This window comes from Reichenbachiella agariperforans (assembly GCF_900142205.1).
GTDB classification, from domain to species: Bacteria; Bacteroidota; Bacteroidia; order Cytophagales; family Cyclobacteriaceae; genus Reichenbachiella; species Reichenbachiella agariperforans.
The window spans coordinates 770,374-786,222 of record NZ_FRAA01000001.1; the positions used below are offsets into that span (position 1 = coordinate 770,374).

Consider the following 15,849-nt stretch of genomic DNA (forward strand, 5'->3'; position numbering starts at 1 on the left):
AATAAAAATATATGGACTTAATCATTCATCCCGATTACCCTGGCAAGTACCAATACAAGTGGCACGAATACGAGCCGATGAAACTCAGCGGATTAGAACCCCTAGTCGTTACACCTGACATGAACTTCATCAACGTCGGCGAGCGTACCAATGTAACAGGCTCTAGGATGTTTCTTCGTCTCATCAAAGAAGAGAAATTCGAAGAAGCACTCGCTGTAGCACGCAACCAAGTCGAAGGAGGCGCGCAGATCATCGATGTAAACATGGATGAAGGGATGCTCGAAGGAGCTGAAACCATGACCAACTTCCTCAACCTGATGGCTTCTGAGCCAGATATTGCACGAGTACCGGTCATGATTGATTCGTCCAAGTGGGAAATCATCGAAGCGGGACTAAAATGTACCCAAGGTAAGTCTGTAGTCAACTCTATCAGTCTCAAGGTCGGCGAAGAAGAATTCATCCGACAGGCCAAACTTGTCAAGCAGTACGGAGCAGCCGTAATCGTCATGGCCTTTGACGAAGATGGACAAGCCGACAACTATGAGCGTCGCGTCGAGATCGTCAAGCGATCTTATGAACTGATGGTTGGTCCAAAGATTAATTTCAAGCCAGAAGACATCATCTTTGACCTCAACATCTTCCCTGTCGCTACAGGGATGGAAGAGCACAGGCAAAACGCCATGGACTTCTTTAAAGCGACACGTTGGGTAAGAGAAAACCTCCCTGCTGCACACGTCAGCGGTGGGGTGAGTAATGTCTCGTTCTCTTTTCGAGGCAACAACCCCGTACGTGAAGCCATGCATTCTGCATTTCTCTATCACGCCATCGGTCAAGGCATGGACATGGGGATCGTTAACCCTGCCATGTTGGAGATATACGACGACATCCCGAAAGATCTGCTAGAACATGTCGAGGACGTATTACTTGACCGCAGAGATGACGCGACGGAGCGTTTATTAGACTTTGCAGAGTCCTTTATCGGTGCAGAAAAGAAAGAAAAGAAAAACGACGAATGGCGTTCTTTGCCAGTGGGCAAAAGAATCGAACACGCCCTTGTCAAAGGAATCGTGGAATTCATCGATGAGGATACCGAAGAAGCTCGCCAGTCGCTAGACAAGCCCCTACACGTCATCGAAGGTCCACTCATGGACGGCATGAATGTCGTAGGCGACCTGTTCGGCGAAGGAAAAATGTTCTTGCCTCAAGTAGTCAAAAGTGCCAGAGTTATGAAAAAGGCAGTGGCCTATTTGACTCCCTACCTCGAAGCAGAAAAAGCAGAAGGCGATGCTAAAAATGCCGGGACTGTCCTACTCGCTACTGTCAAAGGCGATGTACACGATATTGGCAAAAACATCGTCGGAGTAGTCATGGCCTGCAACAACTACGAGATCATAGACATGGGCGTCATGGTCCCCAACGAAAAGATCCTCGCCAAAGCCAAAGAAGTCAATGCAGACATCATAGGCCTAAGTGGACTCATCACTCCGTCACTAGACGAAATGGTTGATTTTGCGAAGCTCCTCGAAAAAGAGGGCGCTAGCTACCCATTACTGATCGGTGGTGCGACTACTTCGCGTATTCACACAGCTGTCAAAGTAGACCCGTGCTATAGTGGCCCGGTGATCCACGTCCTCGATGCGTCACGGAGTGTACCTGTCGCAGGTGATCTCCTTAGCGGAAAGAAAGAGGCCTTTGTCGCCAAAACCAAACAAGAATACCTCGAAGCACGAGAAAATCATGCGGGGAGGACCAAGGATAAAAACTACATCAAGTGGCCAGAGGCGAAAGCCAATCACTTTCAGATTGACTGGGAGACCACTCCTATCACCGAGCCCAAGTTCATCGGCAACAAGACCTTCAACAACTATCCATTAGAAGAAATCAGAAAGTTCATCGACTGGACACCCTTCTTCCAGACGTGGATGCTCAAAGGCAAGTATCCTAAAATCCTACAAGACGAGGTGATCGGTACCGAGGCAACCAAGCTCTACGAAGATGCCAACAAGATGCTCGATGATGTGATCGCCAAAAGAAGCCTACAGGCCAACGGCGTGATCGGTATCTACCCAGCGATCAACACAAACGGAGATGACATAGAAATATCAGATCGCGAAGGAAAAGCAGTCACCACTTTCCACTTTTTGCGTCAGCAAGGGAAGAAAGGAAAGAACATCGCCAATCTATCGCTGGCTGATTTTGTAGCGCCGAAAGCTTCAGGTCGCCAAGATTACATGGGGGGCTTTGCCGTCACCACAGGTATCGGGATCGAAAAACTCATCGAGCAGTTCGAGAAAGATCATGACGACTACAATGTCATCATGATCAAAGCTGTAGCGGATCGATTGGCAGAGGCATTTGCCGAACTGATGCACGCCAAAGTCAGAAAAGAACTGTGGGCCTATGCCCCAGATGAATCGCTCGAAAACGATGCGCTGATCTCAGAAAAATACAAAGGCATACGTCCTGCACCTGGCTACCCTGCCTGTCCAGACCATACCGAAAAGCCTATTCTATTTGATCTGCTCAATGCAGAAAAAGAAACAGGTATCATCCTGACTGAGTCTAACGCCATGTACCCAGCTTCATCCGTGAGTGGATTCTATTTCGCCAACGAGCATTCGAAATACTTCGGATTGGGGAAAATCGAAAAAGATCAAGTAAAAGACTATGCCGCGAGAAAAGGGATGACGCTAGAGGAAGCAGAAAAATGGCTGTCGCCAAATCTCGCTTATGATGCCTAGTTTTGCCCTATTACCTATTAAAGAATAACGATTAACAAACAACCTATGAAGGTTACCGAACATATTAAAAACGCCAACGGGAAGACACTCTTTTCACTTGAGATCATCCCTCCCAAAAAAGGCGAAAACGTACAGACCATATTCAATCACCTCGATCCTTTGATGGAGTTCAATCCACCGTTTATCGACGTGACCTACCACCGAGAAGAATACGTCTACAAAAAGCATCCGAGCGGGCTACTAGAAAAGAAAACAACCCGCAAGCGTCCAGGCACAGTAGGCATCTGTGCAGCGATCCGTCATCGCTATGATGTAGATCCAGTGCCGCATATCATATGTGGTGGTTTCTCTAAGGAAGAAACCGAAAACGCGCTAATCGATCTAGATTTCTTGGGGATAGACAATGTCCTTTTGCTACGTGGAGACGCTATCAAATCCGAAGGGAAATTCATCCCTCAGAAAGATGGCAACAACTATGCGATCGACCTACTACATCAGGTCGATGGACTCAACAAAGGAGTCTACCTTGACGACAGTTTGGACGATCCTACACCGACTGATTTTTGTATTGGTGTAGCGGGTTATCCTGAGAAACACTTCGAAGCACCCAACCTAGAAATGGATCTTGACTTCTTGAAACAGAAAGTAGAAGCGGGTGCAGAATACATCGTGACTCAGATGTTCTTTGACAATGAGAAATACTTTGAGTTTGTAGATCATTGCCGTGAGATGGGGATCAATGTACCAATTATCCCAGGGCTTAAGCCCATTGCTACGAAAGCCCAATCCACCATACTACCGAGTATTTTTCACATCGACCTGCCTGTAGAACTAAGTGAAGCACTGCAGCAATGCAAGGACAATAAACAAGCAAAAGAAATAGGGATAGAATGGGGTATCAAACAATCCAAAGAGCTCATGGAGCGAGGTGTACCTGTACTCCACTATTACTCGATGGGCAAATCAACGAGTGTCCAAAAAATAGCTGAGGCAGTTTTTTAGCATAAAACACTAGCTCCTCATGAAAGGTACATCGATCTACTAGCAGACCGCAGTCTCTAGCAAGGTCAGTGTACCTTTTTTTGAATCCATCTTCGCTTCTATTCCTATTGGAAGTGTACTATTGTCATCGATATGTCCAATCGGTAGCCCATAAATCACTGGCACGTTCAACTCGCCCAAACGATCCATTAGCACTTTGGTGAGCGTCACGTAGTGATCATCATCTACTCCACCAGATTTAGCCCTGCAGCTCGCAAACACGCCTAATACCACGCCAGCACACGCATCCAGCTTACCACTGTTCAGCAACTGGGTCAACATCCGATCCACGTGATAAAGGGACTCTCCTACCTCTTCCAGAAAGACGATTTTGTTTGTGTAGTCCACATCATACGGCGTGCCCAGCATGGAACATACGATACTCAGATTCCCTCCTATCAGCTGCCCCTTCGCTACTCCATCTACCAAACGCATGTACTGGTAGGATTCGGCTGACTTTTCTTCCCAAGTCAGTGGTCGCTTGATGACCGCACGATCACCCGCCATCAATACCCGCTGCGCATCGGTAGTGGTATGGATAGAAAATTCAGAAGAAGCTACTGGCCCATGAAAACACACCAAACCGGTCTGTTGATAGATGGCGTAATGCAACGCTGTAATATCACTAAACCCCAACAAGACCTTAGGATTCCTTTTGATCAAATCATAATCAAGCATCTGTAACAGTCTACCCGTTCCATATCCGCCACGCGCACAGACTATACCGTCCACGTCAGGATTGCCAAACATCTCATGAAGGTCATCGACACGTTGCTGATCAGTCCCCGCAACAAAACCCGTTCTCACATTGTAGTTCTTAGATTTGACGACCTTAAAGCCTAGTGCCTTCATGTTGGCTTCAGCCTTAGCTTCCGCATCCCCGACTAAAGCACTCCCTGGCGTGACCAATCCAACGGTATCCCCCACTGCCAAGGCTTTAGGCTTAATGATGGGCAACTCACCCTGCTGAGACCTGGCTTCTACACTTTGGTAAGGCAACACACTCGCTCCAGCCAACACTGCAGAACGCCCTATAAACTTTCTTCGATTCATACGATTTTGGATATTGTCCTTTTGGTTCTACCTGTAATTTTAACCTGAATTATGCAATTCAGTAGTTAATCGTTAAAAAGAAGAGGGTGAAAAAGCAATAATCAATGTGCTAAGCAGCATCTTACTAAACATAAGAAAAAGGATACCATGGCAGATAGAAGACGGTATTACACCTACCTACTCTCCACAATCAAACAGAAGCGGCTTTTAACGGGACTTTTAAAAGAGATTATGTTAACGAACACTGCCTAGACAATCTTCTCCATGATCAGATACAAAACTGAGTCCAGTTTTTAAGCGGAAAGAGCAAAAATAATGGCTAAGTAGTAGCGCCTAAAACAAAGCATGCTCATCTAGTTGGCATTTTAAAATGGCGAGTACCCCGTCAAACCAACGTAGCCTCTAGCGCAGCTATATACGCAATGCTCCACTTCGTCAACACAGCCTACCATCTTATGCCCATATGCAGGGAAATCGGAACGTTCTAAAAAAGCACATCAGAAGATGATCCTGCAGTGTTTTGTCCTCCAAATGGTATCCTACTCTCCTCTCCTCCGCTATACCCTCCCACCAGCAAAGGCAGGGTAAAGTCGACACTACAGTACTAAGCACATCGAATCACCTTACTTGATATACTTTTGATATATATCTAAATTGATTTAGATATATATCTTTTTTACTTTACATATATATCTTTTTATATTTAGATATATATCTAAATGGTAGAACCACCTGTAGTGTCAAGCCACAAGACAGGTGGTTCATACACGCCCCTGCTGTCACCCATAAAGGTTGTGCCTAATAGGATCATATGGACGCCCATTCATTGCATATTTCATCAAGCTTTTTCTCTGTGGCAGAGACCTAAACAATAGATGCCCCTACCCGTCATCTGTCAAGCGGTAGTTTTTGATTTTGAACTCCTCTGCAAAGCCTAGTTTGAGATAGAGCCCTTTGCCCATCTCAGAGGCTTGCAGTGTGACGTATTGGCTCTTGTCCTCTGTAGCGAGGTGGAGCAACTGGTTCATCAGTTGGTTTGCTAATCCCTTTCGCCTACCCGCTGGTGCTATGCCCATGGCATGGATTCCTGTCACCTCTCCGGTCTGATAAGTGATCGCCGTACCTATGGCTTGGGTTTGATAGTGGGCGATGTAGTAATTGATCTCAACATGCGTATGCATGATTAAATCAGGGTGGATTTCATACCCAAAAGCAGCGAAAAAGAGCTTGCTCCATGTGATCGCCTCTTCTCTCGTCGAGACCCGCGTGATTTTCAAATCGATTTGTTCTTCATAGGGCTCATGCAGTTTCAGAGACATCCCCGTTTGCTCAAAAAGTTTGACAAAGCCATTTTGCGTTAATAGTTGCTCCGAATCACTGCCATAGATATCCCAATAGGGCACAATGAGATTGGGGGATTCAGCGAAAACATGTTCTTTGGCTAGCTCTAGTGATTCCTGATCCAAATCATCATGAAACCACAGTCGATTGGGCCACTGCAAATCGTCACATGCTACATAATTGAACCTTGACGAAGAAACAAAGCTGCTTTTGAAACGTCCCGCCTCTGTCCACAAAGAAGTCAGGTTATGTATATTTTGATAGATTATCTTAGTCTTGTTTTTCATGTCCAATTGATTAAAAAGATCCCTCCTATCATGGCTAGCACACCCGCTATTCGTTGGAGGGTCATGGGTTCGACGGGTAGATTGAGCCATCCAAAATGCCCTGCCACCACGGCGAAGAGCAATTGTCCACACAGCCCAAAAGAGATCATGGTCGATACGCCTAGTTTAGGGATCGTGTAATAATACAAGCTGATCCCCACCACACTAAAAAAACCTCCTGTACACCATAAATAAACGGGTACATCTTTCAGTTGATGGACGGTAGGGAATGTCCTGACGCTACACAGCACCATGACTATCGCAAAAATACTACTACTCAAAAAGGCCACCACGGAGGCCAACAACGGGTGCTTGAGCAATACGCCCAAATGCGCATTCAAGCCACCTTGGGCCGCTAAAAACACCCCTCCAACACAGGCTAAAAGTGATAATGTATATTGATTCATGCTGCAATGATGAGGGATTCAATCACCAATTGCATTTACATAGGTTGATGTCGCTACTTTTTTAGTGCTTTTCTAATTCTACTGAGTTGTGTAGGAGTGATCCCGAGGTGGGAGGCGATATGATGCTGCGCAATGCGCTTATCCAACAGAGGATGTTTTTCGAGCAGTTTCAAATACCGCTCACTGGCATTTTCCATGACGATGGAAATCTCTCGTTGCTCCTTGTCTATGATCCAGTTCTGCTCGATATAGGCGATGTAAAAGCGCTTAATGTCTTCATTCTCCTCCATCAACTGCTTATAAGCCCCGAAGTTAAAATTGATCAATACAGCATCCTCTAAAGCATCTATGGCGATGTAGGAAGGCGCCTGCAGGAGTAACGACACCTTGGAGGCAGGAAAGCTATGCTCTAGAAAGATATTTTTGGTGTAAATATTACCTTGGCTATCTGCGGCAAAGGTTCGCATGATACCCTTGCAGATGAAGTGAATATTCTTGGCCGTCTGCCCAGCGCTGAGGATGGTTTCTCCCTTTTTGACGGATTGAAATCGTATGATCTCCCGAATGCGTGACCATGACTCTTCTGATAACTTAGAATAGCTGTTAAAAGCATCCTTGAGTGCTAAAATGTATTTCTCCTCTACAGTTTCCATCTGTACGTATGCTATCTTGTATACCTATGTGTATACTAAGGTACAAGATTAGTAGTCGCTGGTGAGGAAATCAACCACTTCTAATTAAAACGAGGTTAATAAAACTTAGCGTAAAGCCAAGGTCTTCCCTCGCTGGTAGTAAGGAAGACCTTGGTTGTACTTTTATTTCTTGTAAAACTTGCGGAAGCTCTCTCCATCCTGAGTAGAGATGACTACCAGGTACATGCCTTGTTTTAGGGAGGACACGTCTATCTTCTCGATAGGTGAAACTACTTGGTAGTGGAGCATTGTTTTCCCATTCAGGTCCACAACTCTGATCTGCTCGGCCTGATAGATCAGCGATGGAGACAGGTTCAGTTCGTCGTGTGCTGGATTAGGGTATAGCATAGCGAGCTGATCTGTATTTGGGATGCTGAGTATATTGGCGTCTAATTGTATCGTGTTGCTATAAGCGGATGTGCCTTCAATGTTATACGCTGCGACTCGATAGGCATAGCTATTGCCCGCATTGATGGTCTCGTCCACATAGCGATTGACATCAATGGTTGTTTTGGCGATCTCTTCGAAACTGTCATCACCATGGCTTCTTTCTATGATAAAACCATCTTCGAAATCACTGTTGTCTTCCCATGTCAACTCTACTTTAGCAGTGCTTAATCTAGTCCCGACTAGTGCTGTAGAGGCTTCAGGAACAGCTACCTCAGAAGGCTCCACGCTAAAGTTGGTATCATTCACATTGAAAAACACATTGTCAACAGCCTTGACCATAATCCGTGCTTTGGATGTAGCTAGATTGGGGAGTCTGATGATTTCAGAGCCATCATTGGCCGTGCTTTGCACCAAGGTCACATCAAAATTCTCTCCTCCATCGATCGAGTATAGGATGGATACATTCTGACAGTTGACAGGTGCGTTGTTCGTATTGGCGACATCCCATTCCAGCTTGACATTGCTAAATCCAGCATAGCTAGGCTCGGTAAAGGCTGAAGTCACCTCAAAAGGCCCTGCCACATCAGTAGACGAAAAGGATATTAGTTCATTAGTCACCCCGCCTAGATTGTCTCTGACAGTCACCACAAAATTCAAATCTCTTGTTTTGAAAGGCAGCACCTCTACATTGGAACTAAGGTCACCAGCCAGCACCTCCTCTATTTGAGGGAAGTACCGCAAACTTTCGAGACTTGGCGGAAAACTTCTAAACAAAGGGCCATCACCTTCAAACGCAGAAGCTAACTGTTCATCTTGCAGAGCCAATATCGCATCTATAAATTCTGGTGTAGCGTTAGGATTTTCTTCCAGCTCTTCTCTCGTCAACAGCGGACCAAAATCATGGTCTTTCAAATACTCTTGCTTTAATGTTTGATCAAATTGCTCCCAACAGTAAGTCAGGGTATTGTCATCAGTATCCTCTCCATTTGCTTCTAATGCAAAGGGCGTATTGATGGGTATAACAAAGCCTCCCTCTGGTATTTGTACTGTGGGTGGCGTATTGCCTGTCTCTACCTGCGTGGCACATGATGCGATCTCCTCATTGATATAGCGCAATATTTGCGTTGAAGATATGGCATGGAAATAATCTCCCGTTTCTGACAAAGGCACAATATCAGCATCTCCGCAGAACCCCGCATAACTCATGATGGTACTGCCGCTACCCAGCTCATAAGCATCCCGTATGGTAAACGAAGAGGCTTCAGCAACAGAACTGGTACCACTACATCTACCAGACCAGCTATGAAGTGCCTCAAAGAGATGTCCTATTTCGTGCCCTACATAGAGAGAAGCATAAGAAACACCAAGGTTCTTTGTGAAACTGCTAAAATCAGCCATGGCGGCAGCCTTAAACTGTCTACATACATGTCCAGCTGATGCTTGAGCGCCAAGTCCCTTACCTGTTGAGGTGAACAGAAAGCCCAAATCGTAATTATCAAAACCGATTACTTCATCCAGGTGTTCTTGATTGAAGACTCTTAACTGCTGAGTAACTTTAGGAATATCTTTATAGGGGTCAGATCCGGCTGAGTAAACAAGCTGGTCATTGTCGGCGATTAACTCAAAGGTAACCGCCAGCTCTTTTTCGAATATTGCAGTGATAAAATCTAAGGTCGTCACGATTGCTTCAATAGTCTTTACTTTACCGCCGTAGAGGGAGGTGTATCCGCTCTCTGCCGCTATCGCTATTCGGTACTTTTTCATTTGCTTTCCGATAGCCACTTTCTTGAAAACATCATTGCTTAATACTCTTGAGCTTGGTGAGTTTTCAAGTGAAGAGTTCTCTAGTTCTTCAACAATAAAATCACTATAGTGGTTAGCGTTTAGATATTCATTTTTATAATAACTCACATAGCTTGTACTCTCAAAACTCTCCGGCTCTATCACCACAGTCCCCTCTTGGGTAAAGACAATGCCAGTCATCCCGGCAGAGGTGATCGTAAATCGCACGCGCTCGCCTTTGGAGCTGACGCCTTTGAAGGTTTTGATCTCGGGATATTTTCCCTGTAGACCTTTGGACATTAGGTTTGATGACTGAACGGTAAATACCATCTCTTTACCATGGGGATCCAGAAAGGAAATTTGAGACTCACCTTTTCTAGATGCTTGTCTCAAAAACGGATCTAACACGGACTTATTCAGTTCACTTCTATGAATTTGAATTCCCGCCCATTTAGACTCAAGCTTTGTGTTACCACTAGATTGATTCCATACGGAAGTATTTTGGGCACTTAGGATTTGGGGTATGAGACAGGTGAAAAAAAGGAAATATTTTATCGTTTCGTACTTCATTGACTTTATAGTATTAATTCAAATGACAATTCGTGTAAAATAACGACCTCTCTGATAACCAACAGCGTATTATTCCGCCAATTCATATAACAAACCCGACGTTATTCTGTATCAAAACGTCCGTATCTAGTCAAACCAGTAAGATCAAAGGCGTAGCATTTACACGGTTAGTACAGTGGCATAAAAAGTTGAGTTTCTTCAAAATGCATCATCAGAAAGCTACACATATGACCATAGACTTTCCGCCATCAATGACGTAAGAAAGAAACCAATACCTAGAAGTGTAAGAATGGTCAGTTGGTATTTCTGGGGATAAAAATCAATATTCGACATTGAGCATTCGAGATTCATTATTCCAATCATTTAAATATTACCTCAAAGACGCACAATAGGTGATTATTTTATATGAAAAACAATCACGAATTTCGAACAATGAATCTTGAATAACGAAGTGATCTACTACCTCTCCCCCAGAAATACGGAGTGATCCGCAAGACGTGTAAGGCGAGTTTTTCTCACCCATTACACAACAAAAAAGGTCAGTAGATACTGACCTTTTTTGTTTCTATACATTATTTCACACAAGTAACTACCCGTCAAATCCCTAGTTCATACAGGATGATTCATCTTAAATAACCGCAAGACGAATCACTACCAATGGTATATTGGAAAAATCCTACCAAATATGGTAAGATTTTGCTCAAGGTCACTCTGCTTGCAAAGCTACGTTGCAAGTTCTACACCCAATATCTCAAACGTACTACAACTATCTTAGCTACCTATGTGCTTCTTGACCACATCTACTAAGTCATCCGCCGTAAAAGGCTTCACAATATAATCAGATGCTCCTAGCTCTATCCCTTCATTGATCACTGATTGCTGCCCCACAGCACTCACCATGATCACTTTAGACTCTAGACCTTCGTCCATCAATACTCTCAATATGTCCGTACCAATCATATCTGGAAGAATATTGTCAAGCGTGATAAGATCAGGCTTCAACTCCATCGCTAGATCGATCGCAGTCTCTCCATTCGGAGCTTCCCCTACTATTTCGAATCCTTCGTTAGATAATGCATCCTTGATTAGTGTGCGCATGTACATAGAGTCGTCTACTACTAATATTCTCTTGCTCATAAGCTCAATATTTATTTATTTTCTTTTTGTAAATTCTTGTTCTAACATCATAAGTATCAAATATCTGTTTGCCACCATCTGGCATGATATCATAATACCCTATTACCAAGTAACCACCCTCGTTCAAACAATCATTGAACAAGTTTAGCACTTTTAATTTCAAAGTCTCGTCAAAATATATCATTACATTTCGACAAAATATTATATCAAATTTTTCACGAACATGATCTTGTACCAAGTTGTGTTTTCTGAAAGTAATATGTCTTTTATAATCCTGTCGGATCACGGCATCTTTCTCTTTGAACTCGAAAAAATCATCCATTTTCCGTTTTGGATAAAATTCCAGAAATGGCTTTAGATATTGTTTCATAATCAAGAGTGAATACACCCCGTTCTTTGCTTTATTCAGTGCTGCATCACTCAAATCGGTTGCTAGCGATTTGGTCTTGTAAAGCATCCCTTTTTCATCTAAAACCATACTCATGGTGTACACTTCCTCTCCGGTAGAACATCCCGCATGCCAGATTTTGAGTTGAGACTTATTTTTGAACTTGTCCAAAATATTATCTCTAATCATGATCCATGCATCTGGATTTCTAAACAGCTCAGTCAGATTGACCAATAAGTCATCTATCCCATCTAAGAAAAACTGTTTATCCTTCAATATCCGAGACCATAACTCCAGCATAGATCCAATCTTATGTTTCATCATGAGTCGAACGATACTTCGTTTGAAGGATTTTTTTTCATAGTTTGTAAAATCCAAACCGTATCTATTCTTCATCGCCTGCATCAAAGCATTCAACTCTTCATCGGATATACTTTCTACCACGGGCTACAGGTTAGTTTACAGTTTGTACTATTGAATAAATTATAACGAGGCAAATTCTTTCGATTTTTCACTCTTAGAAAACTCAGAGATCAAATCCATGAACCTGTCCTGGAAGAGCCACACAAACTCTGTGAATATGTTCAATTCGGGAACGTGATACACAGTCCTCAAAATATTGGTAGAGCTATGATCTACAGATTCGGTATCGATGTGTCCGTTGGCCTCCTCGGCTTTCATAGTCGTCAGAATCGGCACATTGCCATAGACTTCCAGATTGAGATAGTTGGCCAACTGTGTCACTACAGAGCCTGCTACCATGTTGTCAATCTCCGTCATGAACTCCAACTTCATCAACCTACTCTGAGAGTTGTTGGCTTCCATGATATCTGGAGGCAAACACTTGGTTTGAATTTTGAGAACATCTTCTTCAGAAAAAATGAGGTGACAAAACCCTTTCAAGTCTCCCACTAGCTCCGTCTTTAATAAATAAAGCTTATGGTCTTCTTTGTTCGTATACTGATTGACACCCTTTACACTGGGTACTCCCATTTCTACGCTTTTCATCACCACCGGACTGCCTACCATCATCTCTAAGGACAACGCTCCTTTGGCAAGCCCCAGCTTCATCAGCCTTTCTGCTATACCTTTTTCATTTTCAGTCAAATCGCTAAACATCCTGTTTATGGTTTTTGTAAAACATTAATTCATTGTTGCATTTTGAGTCATTGTCTTGAATAACAACTCTGTAATGGCTCCCACATCTACGATTAGGCACACCTTCCCATTGCCTAATATAGTCGTACCACTCAATAATTTAACTCTATCAAGCGGTCGAGCCAATGATTTTTCTAAAATCTCCTTTTGTTGCAACAGTTTGTCTACTACGAGTCCAACTAATTTACCCATATATGAGACAACTATCACATCCAAAACTGCATTATCTTCCAATTGATCGAAACTGCGATGCAGCGCTCCTGTCTCAGACAGGTCGGTCAATTGTTTGGTATTGAGAAAATCCTTCAAAAATACGACTGATATCGTATCCTCCAGATAATTGGCCATCAGACCATCTCCTATTTTATGTATTTCATCTTTCGGCAGAGAGATCACTGCGTCCGTATACGTCAATGGCACGGCGTATTCATGATGATTAATCTCAAAAAGCAGTGCTCCTTTGAGTGCCATTGACGAAGGCAGAATCAAACTAATCGTCGACCCTTTGCCAACCTCTGTAGATACCGACAGCTGTCCTCCGATCGACTCAGTAGCCTTTTTGACGACATCCATCCCTACACCTCTACCAGATATTTCTGTAATCTTCTCCGCATTAGAAAACCCAGGCTCGAAGATATACATAATGATCTCTTTCTCACTAAGCTTATCAGCTATCTCCTTGCTCACGAGCCCCTTCTCAATCGCTTTCTTTTTGATAATAGCTGCATCTATGCCATTGCCATCATCACTGACTTCTATCACGACGTTGTCCCGCTCGTAGCGTCCATTCAAAGTCACTGTGCCTGCTGCAATTTTACCTTTTGATTTTCTCTTTTCCTCCCCTTCTATCCCGTGACTCACGGCATTTCTCACGAGGTGTATCATGGCATCACTCATGATTTTAAGGATATTTCTATCGATCTCTACGTCTGCCCCTTTGATAACTAGGTCCACCTGCTTGTTTTCGATATGTGCCACGTCGCGCACGATACGGTGAAACTTATTGAACAGAAAACCGACCTGCACCATGCGAGCATTCATCACACTGTATTGCAAATCTGACGAGATCCGCTGCAGTCCTTCAAACTCAGACGCTCGACTGCCATTCTGGCTACTAATACTGATTAGACGATCACGCTCGATGGTCAACTGCCCCACGAGATTCATGAGCTCATCCATCTTCTTGACAGGAATCTGAATTACATCAGTAAAAGTAATGCTAGGTTGCTCGTCAGGTTGCGCCTTACTTTCAGCATTTTCATTATCTTTATCGGATTCAGAAGAAGGAGAAGACTCCGTAGATCCTGATTCTATAGCAGTAGAATGTTCCACTGGATCTGGAGCCTTCTTCTCTTCCTGATTATTTTCTTGAATGGGTGCTTGGGTCACGTTTTTCATGATCACACCCAGTTTGGTCTTTATTCCCAAATAGCTCACCTTGGCTCCAGACTTTAGAGCATCGATGAGCGCTCCTAGCTTGTCATTGGCCGTAAATAAACTTTCGAACAGCTCTCTGTTCAGCGTCATATCACCGCTTTTCACCGCTCCCATGACATCTTCCATGATATGAGATAGCTTAGCGATATCATCAAAGCCCATGCCCATGGCATTCCCTTTGATGGTATGGGTGATTCTGAAAATAGAATCTATGGCACCCTGATTGCCGTGATCTTTTTCTAAGTCAGTAAATAACTTATTAAGTTCCTCAAAGCTCTCTGTGGCTTCTTGATGAAATAAATCGCGATATTGTTGTTCCTTCGAATCCAAGTTTCTTCTGTTTATAAGCTATTCACTAAAAAACCTCCTATTTCCTTGATGTCAACCGATCGATCGACAACCTTTTGCTCTACAGCCGCCTTAGGCATTCCGTAGATCACGCATGACTTTTCGCTCTGAGCTATGGTAAACCCACCGTACTTTTTGATTTCCTTCATCCCTAGCATCCCATCTTTCCCCATCCCAGTCAAGATCACTCCGATACTTTTGTCTTTATAGGCTTCAGCTACCGACAGCATCAGGGCATTGATAGAGGGGTTATTATACTCTGGGAAGACCTTGTCGGTAAAATCAATCACTACACCTCCTCCGCGTTTTTTAGTCACTATCATATTAGACTCTCCTGGTGCCACGATGATCGTTCCTGCTTTTGGGCGCATATTGGCCTGTCCTACTTCTATCTTGAGAGGTGACATCCCATTGAGTCGCTTGACAAACGAGGGTATAAAATTAGGCGGCATGTGCTGACAAATCAACACGGGGACATTAAGGTTGCCCGGCAAGGAGTTGATCACCTTCTCAATGGCACTAGGCCCTCCTGTCGAAGCGCCAATGACGATCACATCATACTTCCGCTTATCACTAAATGTATGCTCATAGGTATTAACCTTGGCATGTGGATTAGGAATAGCACCCGCATTGGCTCGCTTGGCACTTTTTATCTTTTGTAGCAGTTCTACTTCTATATTTCGAAGTTTAGAATTCCCTTTTTGTGGCTTGTTTAGGTAGTCTACTGCTCCTAAATCCAAGGCATCAAATATGGGTTGCAAATTGGTATTACCTATCGAGCTCAGGATAATGATGGGCAGAGGAGATTCTTCCATGATGCGTTTGACCGCATATAGGCCATCATACTCTCCCATATTCATATCTAGCAATAAGACATCAGGTTTTAACTCTGCAACCTTAAGCGCAGCATCTTTGCCATCTACGGCAGTTCCTACTACCTCGACGCTACCACTTTCGCTCAATATGTCAGAGATTAAAAGTCTCATAAATCCTGAATCATCCGCTACTACTACTCGAATCTTATTCAATGTCATTCGG

General features: G+C 43.7%; 12 protein-coding genes. 2 read left to right on the forward strand and 10 right to left on the reverse strand.

What is annotated here, in order from left to right:
* Positions 1-11 precede the first annotated feature (11 nt).
* A complete protein-coding gene (metH, locus tag BUB99_RS02880; RefSeq protein WP_084190314.1) occupies positions 12-2,741 on the forward strand; it encodes a methionine synthase in 2,730 nt (909 codons plus the stop codon).
* A 45-nt stretch (positions 2,742-2,786) separates the two neighbouring features.
* Entirely contained in the window at positions 2,787-3,743 is a 957-nt protein-coding gene (gene metF, locus BUB99_RS02885) for a methylenetetrahydrofolate reductase [NAD(P)H] (protein WP_073119260.1), read from the forward strand.
* Between the two features lie 39 nt (positions 3,744-3,782).
* Here metF and BUB99_RS02890 read toward each other — a convergent pair whose 3' ends face one another.
* The 10 genes from BUB99_RS02890 to cheB all read right to left on the reverse strand — a co-directional run bounded on the left by BUB99_RS02890 (position 3,783) and on the right by cheB (position 15,845).
* The gene (locus BUB99_RS02890; protein WP_073119262.1) at positions 3,783-4,835 is read right to left on the reverse strand and encodes a S66 peptidase family protein; all 1,053 of its coding nucleotides are present in this window, start codon (positions 4,833-4,835) and stop codon (positions 3,783-3,785) included.
* Between the two features lie 881 nt (positions 4,836-5,716).
* The gene (locus tag BUB99_RS02895) at positions 5,717-6,463 is read right to left on the reverse strand and encodes a GNAT family N-acetyltransferase (protein WP_073119264.1); all 747 of its coding nucleotides are present in this window, start codon (positions 6,461-6,463) and stop codon (positions 5,717-5,719) included.
* A complete protein-coding gene (locus BUB99_RS02900; protein ID WP_073119265.1) occupies positions 6,460-6,909 on the reverse strand; it encodes a DMT family transporter in 450 nt (149 codons plus the stop codon). The genes BUB99_RS02895 and BUB99_RS02900 overlap by 4 nt, the downstream gene beginning before the upstream one ends.
* Positions 6,910-6,962: 53 nt before the next feature.
* Positions 6,963-7,562, reverse strand: coding sequence for a Crp/Fnr family transcriptional regulator (locus BUB99_RS02905; RefSeq protein WP_073119267.1), 600 nt, complete (start codon positions 7,560-7,562; stop codon positions 6,963-6,965).
* A gap of 162 nt (positions 7,563-7,724) precedes the next feature.
* A complete protein-coding gene (locus BUB99_RS02910) occupies positions 7,725-10,073 on the reverse strand; it encodes a zinc-dependent metalloprotease (RefSeq protein WP_170863722.1) in 2,349 nt (782 codons plus the stop codon).
* 1,041 nt (positions 10,074-11,114) lie between these two features.
* A complete protein-coding gene (locus BUB99_RS02915) occupies positions 11,115-11,480 on the reverse strand; it encodes a response regulator (protein ID WP_073119270.1) in 366 nt (121 codons plus the stop codon).
* A gap of 4 nt (positions 11,481-11,484) precedes the next feature.
* Positions 11,485-12,312 carry a CheR family methyltransferase gene (locus BUB99_RS02920; protein ID WP_084190316.1) on the reverse strand — a complete coding sequence of 276 codons (828 nt, stop codon included), beginning with the start codon at positions 12,310-12,312 and terminating at the stop codon, positions 11,485-11,487.
* A 39-nt stretch (positions 12,313-12,351) separates the two neighbouring features.
* Positions 12,352-12,987, reverse strand: coding sequence for a hypothetical protein (locus BUB99_RS02925; RefSeq protein WP_073119272.1), 636 nt, complete (start codon positions 12,985-12,987; stop codon positions 12,352-12,354).
* 24 nt (positions 12,988-13,011) lie between these two features.
* Positions 13,012-14,793 (reverse strand): chemotaxis protein CheA, encoded by a 1,782-nt coding sequence (locus BUB99_RS02930; RefSeq protein ID WP_073119274.1) that lies wholly within the window; start codon positions 14,791-14,793, stop codon positions 13,012-13,014.
* 11 nt (positions 14,794-14,804) lie between these two features.
* On the reverse strand, positions 14,805-15,845 hold the full coding sequence (gene cheB / locus BUB99_RS02935; RefSeq protein ID WP_073119276.1) for a chemotaxis-specific protein-glutamate methyltransferase CheB: 1,041 nt from the start codon (positions 15,843-15,845) through the stop codon (positions 14,805-14,807).
* Positions 15,846-15,849: the final 4 nt, after the last annotated feature.